Annotated in this window: 19 protein-coding genes; 14 read left to right on the top strand and 5 right to left on the bottom strand. The window is 44.9% G+C overall.

Going from position 1 to position 21,629, the window contains the following annotated elements; genetic code table 11:
- Nucleotides 1-5: 5 nt before the first annotated feature.
- From NBH16_RS15435 to NBH16_RS15455, 5 genes are all read left to right on the top strand, one after another.
- Nucleotides 6-2,906: a TIM-barrel domain-containing protein gene (locus NBH16_RS15435; protein ID WP_008773148.1), complete on the top strand. Its 2,901-nt coding sequence runs from the start codon at nt 6-8 to the stop codon at nt 2,904-2,906.
- Nucleotides 2,907-3,114: 208 nt separating this feature from the next.
- On the top strand, nt 3,115-3,369 hold the full coding sequence (locus tag NBH16_RS15440; protein ID WP_008773147.1) for a hypothetical protein: 255 nt from the start codon (nt 3,115-3,117) through the stop codon (nt 3,367-3,369).
- A gap of 14 nt (nt 3,370-3,383) precedes the next feature.
- A complete protein-coding gene (locus NBH16_RS15445) occupies nt 3,384-3,794 on the top strand; it encodes a type II toxin-antitoxin system VapC family toxin (protein ID WP_008773146.1) in 411 nt (136 codons plus the stop codon).
- Nucleotides 3,795-4,190: 396 nt separating this feature from the next.
- Entirely contained in the window at nt 4,191-4,646 is a 456-nt protein-coding gene (locus NBH16_RS15450; protein WP_008773145.1) for a hypothetical protein, read from the top strand.
- 696 nt (nt 4,647-5,342) lie between these two features.
- Entirely contained in the window at nt 5,343-6,245 is a 903-nt protein-coding gene (locus NBH16_RS15455) for a YitT family protein (protein WP_057319846.1), read from the top strand.
- A 39-nt stretch (nt 6,246-6,284) separates the two neighbouring features.
- Here NBH16_RS15455 and NBH16_RS15460 read toward each other — a convergent pair whose 3' ends face one another.
- The 3 genes from NBH16_RS15460 to NBH16_RS15470 all read right to left on the bottom strand — a co-directional run bounded on the left by NBH16_RS15460 (nt 6,285) and on the right by NBH16_RS15470 (nt 9,782).
- Nucleotides 6,285-9,107 (bottom strand): M16 family metallopeptidase, encoded by a 2,823-nt coding sequence (locus tag NBH16_RS15460; RefSeq protein WP_057319845.1) that lies wholly within the window; start codon nt 9,105-9,107, stop codon nt 6,285-6,287.
- A gap of 132 nt (nt 9,108-9,239) precedes the next feature.
- A complete protein-coding gene (locus tag NBH16_RS15465; RefSeq protein WP_057317236.1) occupies nt 9,240-9,464 on the bottom strand; it encodes a (4Fe-4S)-binding protein in 225 nt (74 codons plus the stop codon).
- 18 nt (nt 9,465-9,482) lie between these two features.
- On the bottom strand, nt 9,483-9,782 hold the full coding sequence (locus tag NBH16_RS15470; protein ID WP_036614495.1) for a GNAT family N-acetyltransferase: 300 nt from the start codon (nt 9,780-9,782) through the stop codon (nt 9,483-9,485).
- Nucleotides 9,783-9,977: 195 nt separating this feature from the next.
- Here NBH16_RS15470 and NBH16_RS15475 point away from each other — a divergent pair, with 195 nt between their 5' ends.
- From NBH16_RS15475 to NBH16_RS15515, 9 genes are all read left to right on the top strand, one after another.
- Nucleotides 9,978-13,235, top strand: coding sequence for a DUF2723 domain-containing protein (locus tag NBH16_RS15475; RefSeq protein ID WP_250788849.1), 3,258 nt, complete (start codon nt 9,978-9,980; stop codon nt 13,233-13,235).
- Nucleotides 13,236-13,241: 6 nt separating this feature from the next.
- Nucleotides 13,242-13,853 carry a polysaccharide deacetylase family protein gene (locus NBH16_RS15480; RefSeq protein WP_005860262.1) on the top strand — a complete coding sequence of 204 codons (612 nt, stop codon included), beginning with the start codon at nt 13,242-13,244 and terminating at the stop codon, nt 13,851-13,853.
- Nucleotides 13,853-14,770, top strand: coding sequence for a tRNA epoxyqueuosine(34) reductase QueG (queG, locus tag NBH16_RS15485; protein ID WP_250788850.1), 918 nt, complete (start codon nt 13,853-13,855; stop codon nt 14,768-14,770). The genes NBH16_RS15480 and queG overlap by 1 nt, the downstream gene beginning before the upstream one ends.
- Before the next feature lie 6 nt (nt 14,771-14,776).
- Nucleotides 14,777-16,066, top strand: coding sequence for a S28 family serine protease (locus NBH16_RS15490; RefSeq protein ID WP_250788851.1), 1,290 nt, complete (start codon nt 14,777-14,779; stop codon nt 16,064-16,066).
- A 139-nt stretch (nt 16,067-16,205) separates the two neighbouring features.
- The gene (locus tag NBH16_RS15495; RefSeq protein WP_250788852.1) at nt 16,206-17,024 is read left to right on the top strand and encodes an FkbM family methyltransferase; all 819 of its coding nucleotides are present in this window, start codon (nt 16,206-16,208) and stop codon (nt 17,022-17,024) included.
- A 70-nt stretch (nt 17,025-17,094) separates the two neighbouring features.
- The gene (locus NBH16_RS15500) at nt 17,095-17,979 is read left to right on the top strand and encodes a metal ABC transporter solute-binding protein, Zn/Mn family (protein WP_121960713.1); all 885 of its coding nucleotides are present in this window, start codon (nt 17,095-17,097) and stop codon (nt 17,977-17,979) included.
- Nucleotides 17,963-18,724 (top strand): metal ABC transporter ATP-binding protein, encoded by a 762-nt coding sequence (locus NBH16_RS15505; RefSeq protein WP_048926974.1) that lies wholly within the window; start codon nt 17,963-17,965, stop codon nt 18,722-18,724. The genes NBH16_RS15500 and NBH16_RS15505 overlap by 17 nt, the downstream gene beginning before the upstream one ends.
- Before the next feature lie 27 nt (nt 18,725-18,751).
- On the top strand, nt 18,752-18,958 hold the full coding sequence (locus tag NBH16_RS15510; protein ID WP_005860253.1) for a hypothetical protein: 207 nt from the start codon (nt 18,752-18,754) through the stop codon (nt 18,956-18,958).
- Complete coding sequence (locus NBH16_RS15515) at nt 18,955-19,971, top strand: NAD-dependent epimerase/dehydratase family protein (RefSeq protein ID WP_122297283.1); 1,017 nt, start codon at nt 18,955-18,957, stop codon at nt 19,969-19,971. Before NBH16_RS15510 ends, NBH16_RS15515 begins: the two co-directional genes overlap by 4 nt.
- A gap of 3 nt (nt 19,972-19,974) precedes the next feature.
- Here the strand turns inward: NBH16_RS15515 and NBH16_RS15520 are convergent, their stop codons facing one another.
- The gene (locus NBH16_RS15520; protein ID WP_048926975.1) at nt 19,975-20,775 is read right to left on the bottom strand and encodes a head GIN domain-containing protein; all 801 of its coding nucleotides are present in this window, start codon (nt 20,773-20,775) and stop codon (nt 19,975-19,977) included.
- A complete protein-coding gene (locus tag NBH16_RS15525) occupies nt 20,772-21,560 on the bottom strand; it encodes a head GIN domain-containing protein (protein ID WP_048926976.1) in 789 nt (262 codons plus the stop codon). The genes NBH16_RS15520 and NBH16_RS15525 overlap by 4 nt, the downstream gene beginning before the upstream one ends.
- Nucleotides 21,561-21,629: the final 69 nt, after the last annotated feature.

Consider the following 21,629-nt stretch of genomic DNA (forward strand, 5'->3'; position numbering starts at 1 on the left):
AGGATATGAGATGTAAGTATTTATTGTTATATGGGCTATTGGCTGTCTTACCATTCTCGGCGCAGGCCGGATATAAAAAGATAGCGAATGGTATATTGGTCAGCTTGCCGGAAGGCGAGCTGAACCAATCGAAAACGGTTCGTTTGTTGGTTGTGAATGATGAGGTTATTCAAGTGACGGCAAGCCCGGAGGCTAAGATTCAGGATAAGCAGAGCTTAGTCCGTGTCGCTCCGGTAAAGGCCCCGGTAAAATGGAATGTCGAATCGACTTCGGATTCCGTATTTCTGAATACCGGCAAATTACGTGCGGCCGTCAGTCTTGTTACGGGAGAAGTGACATTCTATGATATGTCGGGTAAGCTAATATTGCGAGAAAGTAACGGTGGACGGCAGTTTACGCCGATAGAGGTAGAAGGTCGCAAAGGCTATACGACTCGCCAGCAATTTAATTCACCGGAAGACGAGGCTTTCTATGGATTGGGGCAGCACCAGTCGGATGAATTTAATTATAAATCGAAAAATGAGGAGTTGTATCAGTATAATACCAAGATATCGGTGCCTTTCGTGGTTTCTTCCAAGAATTATGGTGTCTTATTCGATAACTATTCTTATTCCCGGTACGGTGATCCACGCCCTTATTCGAACTTGGATATCTTTAAGTTGTACGATAAGAATGGGAAAGAGGGAGGTTTGACCGCTACTTATTATAAAAATAATGGATTGGAGGTCTTTGCGGAACGTCAAGAGTCCAGAATTGATTACGAGACCCTGTTTACGCACCAACCTCTTCCGAAGACGTTTGATTTTAAGGGAGAGACGTTTGATAAATTCCCGGAAGGATTCCGTTTCAGGAACAGCTTGGTCGTTTGGGAAGGTGAGATCGAACCGAAAGAAAGTGGTGTTTATCATTTTAAGTTATTCTATGGAGCGTATACGAAAGTCTTCTTGGATAATAAACTGGTGGTAGAAGAACGTTGGCGGCCCTCTTGGAATCCTAATAGCGTGAAATTCACGGCCGATTTGCAAGCGGGAAAGAAAGTCCCGGTGCGTATCGAATGGCGTGAGGGAGCCGGCTCTTATATTGGGTTGAAAGTATTGTCTCCTCGTCCGGAAGAAGAAGTAGGGCGATTGTCTATGTGGTCGGAGATGGGAAATGATATAGATTATTATTTTATTCATGGTGATTCGATGGACGAGGTAATCTCAGGTTATCGGTATGTCACCGGTAAATCGCCGATCATGCCTGCTTGGGCGATGGGCTTTTGGCAAAGCCGTGAACGGTATAAAACGCAAGATGAGATATTGACGGCCTTGCGTGAGCTCCGAAAACGTAAAATGGGTGTGGATAATATTGTCATGGACTGGCAGTACTGGAAAACTGATTCATGGGGAAGCCATGAGTTTGATCCGGCACGTTTCTCTGATCCGAAAGGTATGGTTGATGCGATTCATGATTTGAATGCCCGTTTCATGATCTCTGTTTGGCCGAAATTTTATCCTACCACAAAGAATTATAAAGAATTGGCAGCTAACGGATGGGTTTACCTGCAAGCGGTTAAGGATAGCATCCTTGATTTTGTTCCACCTGGATTCGTGGCTACATTTTATGATGCTTATGCCCCCGGTGCCCGTAAGTTATTCTGGAAACAAATGAATGATAACCTATATCGTTTGGGAGTGGACGCTTGGTGGATGGACGCTTCCGAACCGAATATTAAGGATTGTACACCGATGTCTTACCAAAAGGCGTTGACCGGCCCGACAGCTTTAGGCCCTTCAGCTCAATATTATAATACGTATGCGTTGGTGAATGCGCAGGCTATTTATGAGGGGCAATTGAAGGAAAATCCGGATGATCGCGTATTTTTGTTGACTCGTTCCGGATTCGCTGGCCTACAAAGGTATTCCACCGCTTCTTGGAGCGGAGATATCGGTACTCGTTGGGAGGAATTGAAAGCTCAGATTTCTGCGGGGTTGAACTTCTCAATCTCCGGTATACCTTATTGGACAATGGATATCGGTGGCTTCTGCGTGGAGAACCGTTATCGTACAGGACAGCTTATTTATGACAAGACCGGTGTTGAGAATGACGACTTGAAGGAATGGCGGGAACTGAATGCCCGTTGGTATCAGTTTGGCACATTTACCCCTTTGTACCGTGCGCATGGACAGTTTCCATTGCGTGAGATTTATAATATCGCCCCAGAAGATCATCCGGCCTATCAGACGATCTTGTATTATAATCAATTGCGTTACCGCTTGATGCCTTATATTTATTCGTTGGCAGGTAAGACGTATTTTGATGATTATACGATTATGCGTCCATTGGTGATGGATTATGCCTCCGACTTGGCTGTCCGGGATAATTCTACCCAATATATGTTCGGCCCCTCTATGATGATCGCCCCGGTATATACCTATAAAGCGACTTCCCGTGAGGTGTATTTCCCGAAAGGAACGGATTGGTATGATCTATATACGGGTAAACGTTATAAAGGTGGCCAAAAGCAGGAGGTTGAGGCTCCATTCGAACGTATGCCGATATTTGCTCCGTCAGGTGGTATCTTATTATATGGTCCGGAGATCACTTATGTAAATGAGAAAAAACCGGAAGTGATAGATGTCTATATTTATGCCGGAAAGGATGGCTCCTTCTATCTATATGAAGATGAAGGTACGAACAATAATTACCAGAAAGGAACTTATTCGAAGATCGATTTTAATTATAGCGATGCGACGAATACTTTGACAATCGGTAGTCGTGAAGGCTCTTATCCCGGGATGTTATCAGAGAGAACTTTCAATATTATTTACGTAAGCCCGAATGCTCCTGCGGGATGGGATAATAAGGGTAAGCCTGCAAAGGTAATTGAGTACAAAGGTGAACAAATTTCTGTCAAGTTATAAGATTCTTTAGACTGAAACGGCCTCCTCCGCAATTTCCATGATAGTATAGCGTGAGGGGGCTCTATTTATAGTCTCAACGCATACTTAATCCTTCTTATGCATAATTGGTGATTTCCCCGTGTATCGAAATAATCGTGTTTTTAAGGAGAAATGTGCGGATAGAATGGGAAAATAATTATCTTTGCTACAATAACTTGAAAAAATATATATGGCAACAATCACTTTAAATATAGATGACTCTTTGTTACATAGATATAGTAACAAGATGAGATTAGAAGGAAAGGCTTTGAGTAAGTGGTTAGAAACAATGTTGACCCGGGAGCTTATACGGGCAAAAGATGGGGAAAACGATGTGTTTTCGACTGACTTAATTATAGACAGCTTCCATTTGAAGGGGCCACATAAAGAAGTGCCTGCTGATGATATGGGAAAAGGAGCAATAGCATCCGCAAAATTCATTTAAAGGGAACAAATCGGATGAGAGTGTTTGTAGATACCAATGTGTTGCTAGACATGATATGTCAGCGGGAAGGCTTCAAAGAGGATGCTGATACTATCTTTAGATATTGTATAGAGGATAAACTAAAGATTGTCATGAGTGCTCTCACCTTAATCAATGCGAATTATACGGCTCATAAATACGGTTATTCTTGGGATGAACTTCTTGAGGTCTTGAAGCGTATATGCGGTTATGTTGAGATATCAACGATAGACGATGGAATATTTATGAATGCTTTGTATTCCAATAGCTCGGATTTGGAGGATGCCGTTCAATACTACTCCGCAAAAATGTCGGGGGCGGATTATATTATTACGCGGGATGTGAAAGGGTTTGTAAATTCAACTATAACAGTATTGACCCCTAAAGACTTTCTATCTGTTCTTTAATCGTAGATTTAGCGTTGAATTCCCGTATAGTACAGATCTTATTTTTCATGCTTGCCTAGCCCCATCAAGAATTTAAATAGACGAGAGAAACTTTTCTCTTCTAGGGTATAGGTATCAGCTCCGGATTTTTTACTTACTAGACATTATTTATCCTCTATAGGTTGGATATCCGGAAAAAGAAGTATATTTGCAATGCTAAACATTTTAAAACCAGAAAGCAGAGTAGAATACCTGCTTCTATTCGGTTGCAGGCATTTTTTTGCCTGTAACCGATCCGATATGACGGTTCCGTACCCCCGTGGAGTGCATTAATGTGCCTCCAGCTTTCTGGTAAAGTGTTTAGCAACGGGTCAGGCGGGACCGTTCTTTTTTCCGCCTGCTTAATGCTAATATATTATGGAAGTGGAAAACATTTATCCCGTAACTGAACCTGTCGGTTCAGAGCAAGACGCTCCGGTTTCGAACATGGAAATGTTGAGTGATGTATTTTTTAAGGAAGAGGCACGACGCTTGAAAGAAGCTTTCTGTTTTGAGAGAGATGCGGATGATTTCGATTATCTGAACCATCAGTTACAAAGCGTGAAAAATCTGTTGGTAGGCCTAAAACTGCCGTGGATACAAATAGCACCAATTTTGTACAGATGTATGGCCGTTTATCTGCAGCGTCCCGATCAACATGTAAGTAATATGAAAGTTCGCTACCTGTCAACGCAATTGATGGATGGGGTTTTGCTTTTATCCCAGAACGGACGGCTCATCAATGACTTGCTCATGTTTTTCGACCGCCAGCTTAAGGATATTCAACGCTTGCGGGAAGAGAAGTGTGAGGAAATGGAGAATGTGAGATTGTAAGTCTATATTTGCAGCTCATACATACTTGGTTGTAGAGACGGGGCACGCCCCGTCTCTACAATTGGATGAAAGGGCTTATGCGTGTTCTGGTTAGAATATCAATGTGACAATTTGTAAACTGAAGTCCTTGAGAATCGATTATTTCGGGCCAAAGTACGTCTCGCTCCTAAAAACGAAAGAAAAAAACAGCAATCGTCTATCCGCTAGTGACTTGTTGAAAAACGGCCTTTTATTCTAGCGAAATAAATTCATCCTATCTCATATCTTATGCCTTATGGCCCAGTCGTTAGGGGGCAACAATGCCCATTATAAGGTAGTCATATCGCCCATTATGACCATATGTGTAGCCTATCGTGACTATATGTGTGGGTTTACGCCTGTACAGGCGTGGGTGAACGGGACTATATGTGTAATCTAACGAGGGTATTCTTATCGAAAAACGGGTCTTTTTGTGTGGAAAAGGCGTATAAATGCCTGCTTTCTCCTTCATGTTCTCGTTTATAGAGCTTTTCTAAATAAAGGTGATGTTATATAAAAGGGGTTATTACTGATAAATAGTTAACATTCCTTGGCTTTTGCTTACGTCTCTGTAAATAGGGGAAAGTGAACCATTATATTTCCGGCTAAATATAAGGTGAAGCATTTCCTATCAATAACTTTCATTACCTTTGCGCCCGCTAAAAATAAACAAATGAGATGAAATCTACTTTATCAATTTCTTCCTTATCCAGACAAGTCCTGCTTCGGGAGACACGGGACTATTTAATGATCGCTCTTGGGATGATCCTTTACGGTATCGGATGGACCGTTTTCCTTTTGCCGAATGACATTACGACAGGTGGAGTGCCGGGTATCGCTTCCATTATTTTCTGGGCTACGGGATTTCCCGTTCAGTACACTTACTTCCTCATTAATGCCGTCTTGCTGATGCTTGCCTTGAAAATATTAGGTTTTAAGTTCAGTATCAAGACGATCTTCGCCGTGTTTACGCTTACTTTTTTCTTGTCCCTTATCCAGGAGCTGACAGCCGGGATGCATTTATTACAAGATCAACCGTTTATGGCATGTGTGCTGGGAGCCTCCTTCTGCGGAAGTGGTATCGGTATCGCTTTCTCCTCGAACGGTAGTACGGGTGGAACGGATATTATTGCCGCTATCATCAATAAATACCGGGATATAACGCTGGGACGGGTCATGATGATCTGCGATATGATTATTATCACCTCCAGTTATTTCGTGCTAAAGGATTGGGAGAAAGTGGTATATGGTTTCGTAACGTTATATGTTTGTAGTTTCGTGCTGGATCAGATCGTGAACAGTGCCCGCCAGTCCGTGCAATTCTTTATCATCTCGAAGAAGTATCAAGAGATTGGTAAGGAGATTAATGCGTTGCACCGAGGGGTTACGGTGATCGATGCTACCGGGTTATATACGGGGCAAGAACAGAAGATGATGTTCGTGCTCGCTAAAAAACGGCAATCCACTACGATTTTCCGTATCATTAATGATATTGATCCGACCGCCTTTGTATCCCAAAGCGCCGTAATCGGGGTTTATGGGGAAGGATTCGATCATTTTAAACTAAAGAAATCAAAGTAGAGACGGGGCACGCCCCGTCTCATCCCCTCAAAATAGTAACTAGGGTTGCATGATAACTTCTACCCGGTTACCCTGTCCCAAAAGCTTTTGGGCGAATGCCTTTATCTTCTCGGGAGTCAGCGCCTTAACAATCGACTCATAATCCGTATCGGTATCAAATCCTTTATAATAATAATCATCCAATACGTTCAACCAATAGCTGTTCTCCTGCAAGACTTCCGCATGACGTTTCAGCAGGTTATCCTGTGTTTTCTTGAAATCTTCTTGACGAGGGCCTACCTCGGAAAGCCGTTTCAACTCATTGCGGACAATTGTGTTCATCTGCTCCCACTTAGCCGGGTCCGTATCGAAGAATATCTGTAATGTCGTTCTTCCTTCCGGGAAAGGTGAGATTCTAGCGGATACACCGACGCCATACGTTCCTCCTTCTTTCTCGCGTACCTTCTCGTAATATACCAAGTCCATAACTTGTTTCAATGCGGTAGCGGTGATGATATTCTCCAGATTGTACTCCATTTGTCCGGTATAGAGGTTGGCTACCGTTACTTTCGGGATTTCCATGGAGCGGTTGAATCGATTCATATAGTCTCCCTTACGCATCGATGGAACCTCCGCCGGATTTCCCTTCTCAATTTTTCCTTGAGATGGCAATGTCGCTAAATACTGCTCTATATACGGACGGATACTATCGATCTGGATATTACCTACAAACGTGAATACGAAACCGGAAGCATCCGAGAAGCGTTCCTTGCGCATCTCCATGATACGAGGATAACTGATATGTTCGAAATCTTGTGGACGAAGACGTGACGCACGAGGATTATCTCCGTAAACCGCTTTAGACAAAGAGTCGCTGAAAGCGACCATGGGATTTAACTCCATATTCTGCAATTGCGCTTTTGTCCGTGTCTCGAAAGATGCGTAGGCCTCCTCGTCCATGCGGGGAGCCGTGAAGCTAAGGTAAATTAACTCGAATAAGGTTCGCAAATCGGAAGGAGCGGCCATTCCGTTCACGTTCTCACTATCTTGACTGAGCGATAGGGCGCAAGATACCTTCTTTCCGGCCAGACGCTTACTTAGATCCGTGGCGGAGAAATTACCCAATCCACCGATCTCGATCACGTCATTGAAAACTTTTAAGTTATCAATATCCTTCGTGCCGAATAAAGTGCTTCCTCCCGGGCTGGTAGCGGTCATGATGATCTCGTCCTTCTTGAATTCGGTAGGCTTCAATACCACCTTGATACCATTGCTTAAGGTAAATACTGTCGCTCCGAAGTGCTGGCCGGTCTTTGTCTCCGTGATCTGGCCCGGGGTCGGCAAGGTCGGGACTAAAGGCTCGTTGGAGACAGTTTCCTTATAAGGCTCTACCGGCATCTGTCGTGCTTTGAGGAACGTACGGAGCAGGTTCTCCTCGGTCGGGTATTTTATACCTTCTTTATCCGGTCCGGTTAACCCGATCACGATATTATCCTCTCCGATCATATCTTGGATATATTGGTTGACTTGCTCTACCGGGATATTCTGGGCGATCTGGTTCAATAGCGTGTATTCCATCTCAATGCCCGGGATATAACCGCCGTTGGTGAAATGGTTCACGTATTCACGGACATAAGCGTCGTTCTTTTGGTTATTCCGCTCGTTGTAAGCGGACTCGTATTGTTTCAACACGTTGATGCGTGCCCGTTCATACTCGGATGGCGTAAAGCCATATTGTTTTACCCGTTGAGTCTCTTTGACAAGCGTGGTCAGTGTGGAATCGATCTCGCCTTCCTTGGCAAGAGCGGCTACGGTCCATGCTCCCTTGCTTTTCGCGATCATGAAATTATCATCGTCGTAGGCTTCCGCATAGATAAACGGAGGATTCGCTTGATGCAAGATGTCATCGAAACGCTCGTCCATGATCGACGCGCATATTTGCTGGATATAGTCCTTTACCAATCCGGCAATCGTACGATTCAAGTCGTTGGGCAATTTATCGTGTTTATAGAAGATATAAAGGATCGTATTGGATGCCTCCTTGTCTTTGGCGATCGAGATCAGAGGTAGATCATTGTCGGGAACCGATACTTGTTCCCGTTTTGCCGGGTTGACCGGGGCAGGGACATCGGCGAACATCTTTTTGATCGTTGCCTCCACTTGATCTACATTTACGTCTCCCACGATGATAATCGCTTGCAAGTCCGGACGATACCATTTTTTGTAGTAAGCCCGCAACTCGTCCGGCTTGAAGTTCTCGATCACGTCGATCGAACCGATCGGCATCCGGTTCGCGTAACGGCTTCCCGGGTACATCTTGGGTAGTTGCTGCTCCCATAGACGAGTCTGGGCATCCTGTCGGGTACGCCATTCCTCACGGATGACCCCACGTTCTTTCTGGATAGCCGAGTCGGTCAAGGCTAGGAACCCGGACCAATCGTGAAGGATCAATAAGCAAGAATCAACCACGCCGCTTTTGTTGACAGGGGCGTTGGTAATCATGTAGACGGTCTCATCAAAGGAGGTATAGGCGTTGAAGTTTTCCCCGCTGCGCATACCTACACTCTCGATATATTCGTCCATCCCGTTATTCGGGAAGTTCCTACTGCCGTCGAAAGCCATATGTTCCAAGAAGTGAGCCAAACCTCGTTGATTCTCTTCCTCTAAGATGGAGCCTACGTTTTGGGCGATGTAAAAGTCTGCCCGGTCTTTGGGCTGATCGTTGTGACGGATGTAGTAGGTCAATCCGTTACTCAATTTCCCGTATCGAACCTTTGGGTCGATCGGAAGTGGTTCGGGTTCCTGCATCTCTTGTGCCATCACTTGTGTGAAAGCGACGAAACAAAGCAGGATTGCCGTTAAGATAGAATGTCTTTTTATCATATTTGTTTCATTGATAGTGAATCTAGATCACAAAACTAGCAAAAAATCATAGAAAGAGGCCCTTATGGCGAAAAAAGGAGTATCCGATGCGGAATACTCCTTTCTATCAAGATGAAACAAGCGGGGGGTGCCTCATTTCACCTCTTTATTCATTCGGTATGTCAACGCGCCAGACGGACATTGCTTGATTTGGGCAATTAATTCCGCGGTTGTTGCGTTCTCTATCTGTATCCAGGGCCTCTCCTTCGGCTTATAGACATCGGGAAGAGTCTTTACACAGATACCGGCATGTTGACATAACTCCGGTTGCCAGATAATGGTGAGTTCACCATTCGTATATTCGATCTTCTTTCCCATATAATTTTGTTATAAATATTAAACATGTATACCTCTCATTACGATGCGTTTCCAATCCGGATGCTTCTGGATATATCCAGCTACGAACGGACATAACGGAACGAGACGTAAGTCTTTCTTTTCGATATCCAAGAGCACTTTCTCCACCAATTGGCTACCAATTCCTTTACCTCCAAGCTCCATGGGAACCTCAGTGTGGGTGAGATAAATTACCCCATCCTTATTTTTTATATACTCTATTCTGGGAACGTATCGCTCTATATGAAATTCATATTGGTGGCGTTCTTCATTATCAATTAGTTCATAATTTTCTTTCATCTCCCTATAATTTTAATACTCAACTATTCTATTAACACTTGAGTGATAAGGTTTGTTTAATATAATTCTAATCTATTCTATATAATTTATAGGGGAATGGAACGTTAGGTATTAAACGTAAATGATTACCTTTGCGGCCGACTGCCCGTGTGGGTATGCAAGTAGAAACAATTAATTATCACACTTATACAAAGTATGGGAAAGTACAAACTAATCAACAACGTGTTGGGGTGGGTCGTTTTTTTGATCGCTTCTACCGTTTATCTGATGACAATGGAACCCACCGCCAGTTTCTGGGATTGTGGTGAGTTTATCTCTTCGGCATACAAATTGGAAGTAGGCCATCCGCCCGGAGCTCCTTTCTTCATGTTAACAGCCAATTTATTTACGCAGTTCGCCTCGGACCCTTCCAAGGTGGCGGTAATGGTCAATACGATGTCCGCCCTTTTTAGCGGCCTGACGATCTTATTCCTTTTCTGGAGTATTACCCATTTAGCTCGTAAGATTATCGTGGAAGACGATAAGATGATGTGTCTGGGACAGATGATTACGATCATGGGTTGCGGTTTGGTAGGTTCTTTGGCTTATACGTTTAGCGATACATTCTGGTTTAGCGCCGTGGAGGGCGAGGTATATGCTTATTCTTCCTTGTTTACCGCCTTGGTATTCTGGTTGATCCTGAAATGGGAAGAAGCCGCCGATCGTCCGCATGCCGATCGTTGGATCGTGCTGATCGCTTATTTGATGGGTCTGAGTATCGGTGTCCATTTGCTGAATTTATTGTGTATCCCGGCTATCGTGCTGGTATATTATTATAAGAAATTCCCGAATCCTACGATGAAGGGTACGCTGATCGCTTTATTGGTGTCGTTCGCTATCGTGGGCTTGATGATGTATGGTGTCGTACAAGGCTTGGTTGAGGTTTGCGGTTATTTCGAGCTGTTGTTTGTCAATACGTTCGGTATGCCGTATAACTCGGGTGTATATGCGTTCGTGATTATCTTGGCGGCTTCCTTGATCTGGGCGATCTGGGAGACGATGCAAGACGAGATCCATCCGGTGCGGATGAAGATATCCTTTATCCTCTCGATCGTATTGTTGGGTATTCCGTTTATCGGTAGCGGTTACGTGATCGCCGTGATCCTTACGGCGGCCTTGACGGCTTATTTGTTCATGAGCAAGAAGGTAAATATCAAGATGCTGAATACGATCTTGGTCTGCTTGATGGTAATCGTAGTGGGTTATTCATCCTATGCCTTGACATTGATCCGTGCGACAGCCGATACGCCTATGAACCAGAACGCTCCGCAAGATATCTTTACCTTGCGTACCTACTTGGCTCGCGAGCAATACGGTAAGACTCCGTTGATCTACGGCCAGACCTATGTATCCGAGGTGAAGCGTGAGAACCAAGGCGGTACTTGCGTACCTGTATCGAAAGAGGGTGAGCCGACTTGGAGCCGTGTCATTAAGAAAGATAAAAACGAGAAGGATCATTATTATATCTCTCGTTACGATACGGAATACGAATACGTGGATGAGCTGAGTATGCTTTTCCCCCGTATGTATAGTAGCGACGGACGTCATGTGGCGGCTTATAAGGAGTGGGCACAAGTGAAAGGTACACCGGTGAAGTTCAACCGTTGCGGCGAGATGGTGACGGTGATGAAACCTACGTTTGCCGAGAACTTGCGTTATTTCTTCGCTTATCAGCTGAATTTCATGTATTGGCGTTATTTCATGTGGAACTTCTCCGGACGGCAGAACGATATACAAGGTAACGGTGAGGTGTCGAATGGTAACTGGATAACCGGTATTCCGTTTATTGATGAGGCTTTAGTGGGCCCGCAAGAGGATATGCCGTTCGATATTATCAATAATAAGGGGCATAACGTATATTATATGTTACCGCTTCTGTTGGGTATCTTGGGGCTTCTATTCCAAGCTTATGCCGGAAAGAAGGGCATTCAGGGATTCTGGATCACGTTCTTCTTGTTCTTTATGACGGGTATCGCGATTGTGCTTTACTTGAACCAGACGCCGTATCAGCCTCGTGAGCGAGACTATGCGTATGCCGGATCATTCTATGCGTTCTGTATATGGATCGGTTTCGGTGTGGCGGCCTTGGCGAAAGGATTGCAGAAGTATGGCAAGTTATCTCCGGTGATAGCGGGTTCTGTCGCTACGGTACTCTGCTTGTTGGTTCCTATCCAGATGGGTGCGCAGAACTGGGACGACCATGATCGCTCGAACCGTTATGTTTGCCGTGATTTTGGTGCGAACTATTTGGAATCTTGCGAGCCGAACGCTGTCATATTTACGAATGGTGATAATGACACGTTCCCGTTGTGGTACGCGCAGGAGGTGGAAGGTATCCGTACGGATGTACGTGTATGTAATACGAGCTATTTGCAAACCGACTGGTATATCAACCAAATGAAGAAGCAAGCATACGAATCCGATCCGCTTCCAATCTCTTGGCAACCGGAGGATTATGTGCAAGGTACTCGTGATGCCGCTTATGTATTCCCGATGACGGATAAATCGATCGATCTGAAGACCGCTCTTGATTTTGTTCGTAGTAATGATCCGAAGTTTAAGAAGATCCCGGGTATCAATCAAGAATTAGATTATATTCCTGCGCAGACATTGACGATGGGGGTAGATTCCGCTGCGGTTATGGCTGCCGGCGTGATCGATACCGCTAACTTGCCGTATTTGCAGAAAGAGATGAAGATTGACTTGAAAGGCAAGGATGTCTTGGGTAAGCAAGAGTTGATTATCTTGGATATGTTGCAGACGAATGACTGGAACCGTCCGATCTATTATGCGATTACCGTAAGCCCGGATCAATTCGTGAAATTGGATCCGTACTTCCAGCAGACCGGTATGGCTTATCAGATCGTTCCGATGGAGACACAGGGAACTGTTCGTTCGATCAATACGGAGAAGATGTATGACAACGTGATGAATAAGTTCAAATGGGGTGGTGTCAATACGCCGGGTGTGTACTTGGATGAGACTGTGATGCGGATGTGCAAGAGCTATCGTATCGCGTTGTTCAGTAAGTTGGCTGCCGCTTTGGTCGCTGAGGGCAAGAATGAGAAAGCACTGGACGTATTGGATAAGGCGATGGAAGTATTGCCTCCCGAGAATGTTCCGTTGGATTATAGCGCTCTTTCTTTAGGTGAGCTGTATTACGAGTTGGGCCAGAATGAGAAGGCGGAGATGGTTTATAAAGGTATCGCTGATAATGCGATGCGTAGTATAAACTGGTATTTCCGTTTGCGTCCGGGTCAATTATCATCTGTCGAGAGTGATTTAGGTCATAACTTGGCGGTTCTTCAAGAGGTATTGCGTGTAAGCAAACAATACAATCCGGAGTTCGCTAAGCCTTATCAAGAGGAATTTGATAATTATCGTATGGCGTACGGATCAGTGGCAAAAGACTAACAAAGTATGTTTATAGAACAACCGCCTTGGTTTTACAGGGCACTGTTCCCGGGGGTAACTTGGCGAATACCGGCAGAGAAGAAGTGTGTGTATCTCACCTTCGACGACGGCCCGATTCCCGAGGTTACCCCTTGGGTTTTAGATATATTGGATACGTATGGGATCAAGGCTACCTTTTTTATGGTAGGGGATAATGTACGTAAGCATCCCGAGGTCTTCCAGATGGTGATAGATCGTGGGCACCGTGTCGGTAACCATACGTTCAACCATATCCAAGGTATCAAGTTCTGGACGAAGAATTATTTGGCGAATGTGGAGAAGGCAGCCGAATATATTCCCAGCAATTTATTCCGGCCTCCTCACGGGCATATGCGTTTTCCGCAGGTAGTGTGGCTTCGCCGCCATTATCATATCGTGATGTGGGACGTGGTCACCCGCGATTATAGCCCGCATATGACTCCGAACGGTGTCTTCAACGTGGTAAAGAACTATACCCGTAATGGTTCCGTTATCGTCTTCCACGATTCCTTGAAAGCCGAGCGCAATATGCGTGAGGCAATGCCCCGGGCTGTCGAATGGCTCTTAAAAGAAGGCTACGAGTTTAAAGTTTTTGAATAATGGGTATCTCCCGGTTTATAAAAGATAAAGCTATGGAGTTAGGCTTTTCCGCTTGCGGTATCGCTGAAGTAGCGAAGGCCGGGAGCGAGGAGGTTTATTTTGACCAATGGATCGCGGAAGGCTACCATGCTGGAATGAAATACATGGAGAATCATCGGGAAATCCGTCTCAATCCGGATGGCTTGGTGGAAGGTGCCAAATCAGTTATCTCAGTAGCCTTGAATTATTATCCGAAAGTTCTCCGGAATCCGGCGGAGCCTTATATCTCGTATTATGCGTATGGAGAAGATTATCACGGGGTCGTAAAGGATAAACTTCGCCAATTATGGAAAGCGATAACCGAGCATCATCCCTCCAACAATGAGGCCCGTGTATTCACGGACTCCGCCCCTCTGTTAGAACGTTATTGGGCTTGGAAAGCCGGTTTAGGATGGATCGGAAAGAATACGAATCTAATCATTCCGGGCAAAGGCTCTTTCTTTTTCCTTGGGGAGATCGTGACAACTTTGGAAGTCGATACCTATGATTCCCCCAAAAAGAATCACTGCGGTTCCTGCATCCGCTGTTTGGACGCTTGTCCTACCGGAGCCTTGGAAGGGCCGAAACGTTTGAATGCCCGTAAATGTATCTCTTATCTTACGATCGAGCATCGTGGAGAAATCCCTGTTGAGCAAGCCGTCCTTTTAGGTAACCGCGTCTATGGATGCGACACCTGCCAAGCCGTTTGTCCTTGGAACCGCTTCGCTATGCCTACGGCAGTAGCAGCCTTTCATCCCACCCCTTCTTTGCTCTCCCTTAAAAAAGACGACCTCAAGGCATTGAGCCGTGAGGATTATAATCGTATCTTTGCGCATTCGGCGGTGAAACGCGCCAAATATGAGGGATTATTACGAACAATACAATATCTAAAAGACTAAATTACCATGAGAAGAACATTTAACTTCTTGCTTCTTTTCTTCCTGTCGGTGATGACGGTAATGGCCGCTCCCGGAGATTTACAAGAGAAGCTTGCCGCCCTAAAAGGAATTAGTGGCATTGAAAAACTTCAATCCGATTATTATCCGGAGAAATATGTAGTACGTATTACTCAGCAGGTCGATCCGAAAGACCCCGCCGCCGGAACATTTACGCAACGGGTTATCGTAGGCCATGTAGGTTATGATCGTCCTACCATTATCGTGACCGAAGGATATGGAGCGGCTTATGCGCTCAATCCGAAATATCAGGAAGAACTATCTAAACTATTGAACGCAAACTTAGTGTTTGTGGAGTACCGTTATTTCTTGGAGTCGACGCCGGAACCTAAAAACTGGGATTATCTGACCGCCGAGAACTCTGCGTACGATTTACATAACGTCCGCAATACATTCAAGCAGATTTATCCGGAAAAATGGATCAGTACCGGTATCAGTAAGGGGGGACAGACTACAATGCTTTACCGTGCCTTTTTCCCGGACGACGTGGATTTCTCCGTTCCTTATGTCGGTCCGTTATGTAAAGGCGTAGAGGATGGCCGCCACGAACCTTTCTTACGTAAGGTAGGTACGAAAGCGGAACGCAAGAAGATACAGGATTTTCAATTGGAAGTCTTGAAACGTAAGTCCGATATGCTCCCTTTATTGGAGAGCTATTGTAAGAATAAGAACTTGACATTCCGTATCCCGATGCCCGAGGTATTGGATTATTGCGTACTGGAATATTCATTCGCTCTTTGGCAGTGGGGAACTTCGATAAGTACGATCCCTTCCAAGTCTGCCGACGATCAGGCGCTCTTCGATCATTTGATGGAAATCAGCGGTCCTGATTACTTCGCCGAGAACCAGCCGAATATCTCTTTCTTCGTACAAGCCGCCCGTGAGCTCGGTTATTATGGCTATGACGTAAAACCTTTCAAGAAATACCTTACGATCGATAGCGCCCACGGATACTTGAACCGTATCATGCTTCCCGAGGAACTGGTCGGTAAAGTAGACTTCCGTCCGGCTCTGTACCACAAGATCTATAACTTCTTGAAAGACAACGATCCGAAAATGATCTTCATCTATGGCGAGATCGACCCGTGGAGCGCAGCCATGGTTCCCGCTTTCAAAGGCAAGAAGAACGAGCAAATCTATATCCAGCCCCGAGGTAGCCATCGTGCCCGTATCGGCAATATGCCGGAGGATATGAAGGAGCGGATCCTTACACAGATGAATAAATGGCTGGCCGAGTAAAAATAGAGTAGCCTATTTTTTCCCTATAAATCCCCGTATTATTACTTATCGGTTGTAATACGGGGATTTGTTATGTATATTAAGATATTTCTCGTATATTACGCCCTATTAAAAACTAGATGAAATGTTTACCGGTTCGATGATGAAGTTGAAAAGCATATTATATGGGACGTTACCTTTTTACTATACCAAGGTGTTTGAGCCCTCTTCTCCTAAATTAGCGTATTATGATTATTTTCGAAAAAGAGGATATACACGTTATCCTTATGATTTCGCTGCGGAATATCTGGAGATGTCGATTGCCGTTCAGTGGGATAAGGAGAAAGAATTGCCTTATGTGATGCACCGGGGAAGTAAACGATTATATTTTCCGAGAGAGTATAGCACATCTAAGATCGAGAAATGCTATCGGGCTTTGTTGATCGAGCAAGACGTGAGGCATCCCCATCATTATGCGGATTCCGTGGAGGAGTTTAGGGGAAAGACACTCTTGGATATTGATTCCGCTGAGGGATTTACCGCTCTGGATACCATCGAGGTTACCCGTTTTGTTTATCTTTTTGAATATGAGGATAAATGGATCGAGGCGCTTCAGGCTACTTTTGAGCCGTGGAAAGAGAAAACGATGATCGTAAAGAAATATATCAGCGATCATGACGATGACGTTAATGCTGCTTTGGATAATTTCTTGAAAGACAAGTCTCGAAAAGATATCTTCTTAAAAATGGATATAGAAGGTGCGGAATGTATGGCTTTACAGGGCTGTATGGAATTATTCGCGAAAGCGGATCACTTGGATTTCGCGATCTGTACGTATCATAAAGAAACTGATGTCGTCCAAATCCCGGCTTTTCTGGACCGGTTTAACTGTTCCTATTCATTTACCGATGGCTATATGTTCGTAAAACATAGTTTACGCAAATGCCTTGTCCGGGGAAGTTGTCAAGCTAGTTCCTGATAACTTTGAATCGTCTCCTTGCTGCCTTATTACCCGATATTCGTTACCTTTGCGAAAATATATATGTGGTATGAAAGAATTTAAGGTATTGATATCGGCTCTTTTCGTCTTGATACTTATGGCCTGCGGCGATAAGCGGACAGATGAGAGGATCGTCAGCGTGACGATTGAGCCGCAACGGTATTTTGCGGAGAAGATAGCCGGAGATAAATTTAAGATTAATTGTGTGGTTCCGGCGGGGCAAAGTCCGGAGACGTATGATCCTACGCCCCAGCAAATGGTGCAGGTGGGTAAAAGCCAAGGTTATTTAAGGATCGGATCGATCGGGTTCGAACAGGCTTGGATGGATAATATCCGGAATAATAATCCGGGACTCAAGGTTTTTGACCTGTCCGAAGGAATTGATTTACTTAAAAGCCCCGAGGAAGAAGAGGAACATGATCACCACCACCATCATCATCCCGGAGGCGTCGATCCGCATACGTGGAGCTCTATCTCTGGAGCGAAGGTGATCGCCAAGAACACTTTGGATGCCTTTGTGTCTTTGGACCCGGAGAATAAGGAATATTACCAAGCGAATTATGAACAACTGACGAAAGAAATCGGAGAAACGGAAAAGACCGTTTCCAGTTTGTTACATTCTCTTGACAATAAGACATTTATTATTTACCATCCGGCCCTGACCTATTTGGCCAACGAATATGGCTTGACCCAGCTTTGCATCGAGATGGACGGAAAAGAACCGTCTCCCGCACAATTAAAGGAACTGGTCGAGACCGCACGGGAACATAATGCGAAAGTCGTGTTTATCCAACGGGAGTTTGACCAGAAGAACGCCGAGTTGATCGCGAAAGAAACAGGTTGCCGTCTGATCCCGATCAATCCGCTGGATTACGATTGGGGTAAGGAAATGATTCATATCGCAAAATCGTTAGTCGATGGACAAGCTGATTGAGTTGAGAGAGGTTACCGCCGGATACGGTAATAAGATCGCCTTACGTAACGTAACGCTGGATGTGTGGAAAAATGATTTCTTGGGAATTATCGGACCGAATGGCGGCGGGAAAACGACGCTTTTAAAGGTGATACTAGGTCTATTGCCTCCTATTTCCGGAACGATTCGTTTTTACGATGAAAATGTAGAGGTTCCTTCCTTGAAGATCGGTTATCTACCCCAAATGAGCCAGATCGATAAGAAGTTTCCGATCTCGGTACGGGAAGTGATCTCTTCCGGTTTATCCGCGGAGAAACCTTTGTTCCGTCCATTCAATAGATCCCAGAGAGAGCGTGTAGACGAGGTGATCGTACAGATGGGATTGGAGGAGTTGGCGGGCAGGGCCATCGGTGAGCTTTCCGGCGGCCAGTTGCAGCGGGTCTTATTGGGGCGTTCTATTGTCTCCCGTCCGCAGGTATTGATCTTGGATGAGCCTAATTCGTATGTGGATAAACGATTCGAGTCTCGTTTTTATCAGCTCTTGGAAGAGATCAATAAAGAGAGCGCTATCATCTTGGTTTCCCATGATATCGGTACGGTTTTGACGATGGTGAAAAATATCGCTTGTGTAAACGAGACTTTGCATTATCACCCGGGAGCGAATGTCTCCGAGGAATGGTTGGGCGAGAAATACGCTTGTCCGATCGAGTTGGTGGGGCATGGTGACTTGCCGCACCGAGTCTTGAGGAAACACCAACACGAATAATTCTTTTTCACGAATAACTCTATTTTTATGATACCACAAATCATTTGCTGGATAAGCTTGCCGGAGATCGGTTATATCGTAGGTATTGCCGTAATCCTGTTCGGATGTAAGGCCGTATCGCAAAACCCTTTCATCAGTAAGAAACAAAAGATTCTTTGGATGCTGACGATCCTGTTCTTGAATTGGATCGGGTTGTTGTGGTATTATTATACATTTTATATGAAAGAAAAATGAAGGACAGAAAGATATTGATAACCGGAGCGAGTGGTTTTATCGGCGGTTTCTTGGTAGAGGAGGCGCTTCGCCGTGGCTATGAGACGTGGGCGGGTATCCGTACAGGTAGCAGTAAAGCGCATCTGCAAGATAAGCGGATTCATTTCATCGACTTGAAATATGGCGATCAGGAAGCGCTTACGGCTCAACTCTCAGACTTTGCCCGTGAGCATGGGGCATGGGATTATGTGATCCATAACGCCGGGTTGACGAAGACATTGGATAAGCGAAACTTTTTCCGTGTGAACGCCGAGAATACGCATCGATTTATCGAGGCTTTAGCCGCCGCCGGTTGCAAACCGAAGAAATTCCTCTTGATGAGCAGCCTAAGCAGCTATGGGCGAGGCGACGAGAAGACTTTCCGCCCGATACGCTTGGACGATCCGCAGCGGCCGGACACGGCTTATGGCCAAAGTAAGCTAGAGGCGGAGAACTACATCCGTAAACAAACCTATTTTCCTTACGTGATCTTGCGGCCTACAGGAGTATACGGGCCGGGAGAGAAGGATTATTTCATGGAAATACAAAGCGTAAAGTCGGGGCTCGATTTCGCCGTAGGCGCTATTCCCCAGCGAATCACGTTTATCTATGTAAAAGATTTAGCGACCGTGGCCTTCCTTTCCCTTGAGAAAGAGGAGATAAAGAACCGGCATTATTTTGTAGCCGACGGAGATGTCTACACGGATGAGTCTTTTGCCCGTATGATACAAGATATCTTAGGAAAGAAGCGGGTATTGCATGCCCGTATACCGCTGGGGTTGGTGCGTATCGCTTGCCACTGTTCAGAATGGATCGGTAAGTTGTTGAAGAAAAGTATGACGCTAAATAGTGATAAATACATCATCTTGAAGCAGCGTAACTGGATTTGCGATGTCACGCCTCTTCAAGATGATTTAGGTTTTATCCCGGCCTATCCTTTACGTAAAGGCTTGGAAGAAAGTATCGAATGGTATAAAAAGGAGGGGTGGTTGTAAGAATCACTCCACCTTCTCGATCTTACCGGAGCCCATTACCTTTTTTTGGATATCTTGGGGATCTCCTTTGTATTTTACGGAACCGCTACCGGCTATCTCTGCCTTGATTTTGTTTACGACAGAGGCTTCTATGTCTCCACTACCGGCAATCTTGCACTCAAGCTCATCCATGTTACAATCGAAAGCACGTACTGTACCGCTACCGGCGATCGAGAATTCAGCTATGCCTACGGTTCCCCCTAGAACGATCGTGTTAGACCCGGCCATATCCCCGTTTAATTCCTCACAATACACTTTATGGCCAACGAAATCTCCGCTACCGGCGATCTCTATCTTTAGGTTTGTAAAAGAGGCCGTGTCGTGGAATTGGATAATCCCGCTACCGGCTAATCCTGCCTCGAACTCCTCGGCTTGTAGAGGGGAATTTATATTTACATGGGTACTGCCTGCCGCCGCTAGTTTCTTTAGATTGCGGGAGTTGGCCGTAACCATGAACTCGGTCGGACGGAAATTCGTATGTTTCCTGAATTCTTTTTTCGGACGGATCTTAAGCTTATGGTTCTCTACATTAAACTCATATTTCTCGAAGATATTCCGGTCTGTCTTTATTTCCAAACCTTCAGGAGCTTCGGATTGCGTGTAATTCACGACCATGCCTCCTCCCTCTAACTCAAGACAGTCATACTCGGAAACCGGGATGTTTTCCGTGGTGATATTGCCGTCTCCTTTTATGGTTTGTGTAGGGATACAGCCTGTCGTAGAAAAGATCACCAGCAGACATAGGTATATAATTCTTGTTTTCATTCTTTTACTTCTTCTACGGTACCTTTACCGATTATTCTCTGTTGAACTGCTGTCGGGCCTTTATAACGGATATTTCCTTTACCGATTACGTTGGCCTTTAAATTATCGGTAGCATGTACTTCCGCTAAGCCATTGCCTGTTACTTTGCAACTTAGCAGAGGAACCGCTAACCCAAAAGCGTGTATATCACCACTGCTGACGATACTGTAGTCTCCTTCTTTTGCGTTACCTTTCTTGATTGTTATAGAGCCGGAGCCATCGATATCACATTCGATCTTGTCGGCTTCCAGATGATTGACAACCATATTTGCGCTACCGGATACATTCAAATCCAGTTTACCGACCGTAACTGTCTCTTTCAGTTGCACCAAGCTATTGGCGTTCGCCTTAATAACGGTCTCGTCTCCGGTAAGCGGACTGTTTACCATGAAGTTGGCATTTCCGGAAACTTTTGCGGCGGCAAGCCATTTAGAATTCGTCTTTACGATAAACTTCGTGAAATGATCTACCTTCGCTCCTTTGAAAGCGATGGTTAAGACACGATCCTTCACCTCGATATTGACATAGGGATGAAGATTCTGGTCTACGGTAACCTCCACGGTGGAAGGATCATCGGATTGCTCGTAATTGAAATCAATTACGCCATCCACCTTAATCTCGTTATAATCGGCGACAGAAATCTTTTTCGAGGTCAATTTACCATCGCCTTTTACATGATCTGCGGCCCAACCGGTAGTGACCCATCCTAGGAAAAATACCATTAATAAGATAGCCTTTGTTTTCATAAGTATCGTTTTTTGTGATTCTACTTTTTAATTTAGACTCTATAAATAAAGAGTTGGTTACAAAAATAG

This window comes from Parabacteroides sp. Y3-G-102 (genome assembly GCF_023656845.1).
In the GTDB taxonomy this organism is placed as follows: domain Bacteria; phylum Bacteroidota; class Bacteroidia; order Bacteroidales; family Tannerellaceae; genus Parabacteroides; species Parabacteroides distasonis.

Coding starts and splice junctions, on each gene's coding strand:
- NBH16_RS15435 (WP_008773148.1), top strand. CDS start 6: ATGAGATGTAAGTATTTATTGTTATATGGGCTATTGGCTGTCTTACCA.
- NBH16_RS15440 (WP_008773147.1), top strand. CDS start 3,115: ATGGCAACAATCACTTTAAATATAGATGACTCTTTGTTACATAGATAT.
- NBH16_RS15445 (WP_008773146.1), top strand. CDS start 3,384: ATGAGAGTGTTTGTAGATACCAATGTGTTGCTAGACATGATATGTCAG.
- NBH16_RS15450 (WP_008773145.1), top strand. CDS start 4,191: ATGGAAGTGGAAAACATTTATCCCGTAACTGAACCTGTCGGTTCAGAG.
- NBH16_RS15455 (WP_057319846.1), top strand. CDS start 5,343: ATGAAATCTACTTTATCAATTTCTTCCTTATCCAGACAAGTCCTGCTT.
- NBH16_RS15460 (WP_057319845.1), bottom strand. CDS start 9,107: ATGATAAAAAGACATTCTATCTTAACGGCAATCCTGCTTTGTTTCGTC.
- NBH16_RS15465 (WP_057317236.1), bottom strand. CDS start 9,464: ATGGGAAAGAAGATCGAATATACGAATGGTGAACTCACCATTATCTGG.
- NBH16_RS15470 (WP_036614495.1), bottom strand. CDS start 9,782: ATGAAAGAAAATTATGAACTAATTGATAATGAAGAACGCCACCAATAT.
- NBH16_RS15475 (WP_250788849.1), top strand. CDS start 9,978: ATGGGAAAGTACAAACTAATCAACAACGTGTTGGGGTGGGTCGTTTTT.
- NBH16_RS15480 (WP_005860262.1), top strand. CDS start 13,242: ATGTTTATAGAACAACCGCCTTGGTTTTACAGGGCACTGTTCCCGGGG.
- queG (WP_250788850.1), top strand. CDS start 13,853: ATGGGTATCTCCCGGTTTATAAAAGATAAAGCTATGGAGTTAGGCTTT.
- NBH16_RS15490 (WP_250788851.1), top strand. CDS start 14,777: ATGAGAAGAACATTTAACTTCTTGCTTCTTTTCTTCCTGTCGGTGATG.
- NBH16_RS15495 (WP_250788852.1), top strand. CDS start 16,206: ATGATGAAGTTGAAAAGCATATTATATGGGACGTTACCTTTTTACTAT.
- NBH16_RS15500 (WP_121960713.1), top strand. CDS start 17,095: ATGAAAGAATTTAAGGTATTGATATCGGCTCTTTTCGTCTTGATACTT.
- NBH16_RS15505 (WP_048926974.1), top strand. CDS start 17,963: ATGGACAAGCTGATTGAGTTGAGAGAGGTTACCGCCGGATACGGTAAT.
- NBH16_RS15510 (WP_005860253.1), top strand. CDS start 18,752: ATGATACCACAAATCATTTGCTGGATAAGCTTGCCGGAGATCGGTTAT.
- NBH16_RS15515 (WP_122297283.1), top strand. CDS start 18,955: ATGAAGGACAGAAAGATATTGATAACCGGAGCGAGTGGTTTTATCGGC.
- NBH16_RS15520 (WP_048926975.1), bottom strand. CDS start 20,775: ATGAAAACAAGAATTATATACCTATGTCTGCTGGTGATCTTTTCTACG.
- NBH16_RS15525 (WP_048926976.1), bottom strand. CDS start 21,560: ATGAAAACAAAGGCTATCTTATTAATGGTATTTTTCCTAGGATGGGTC.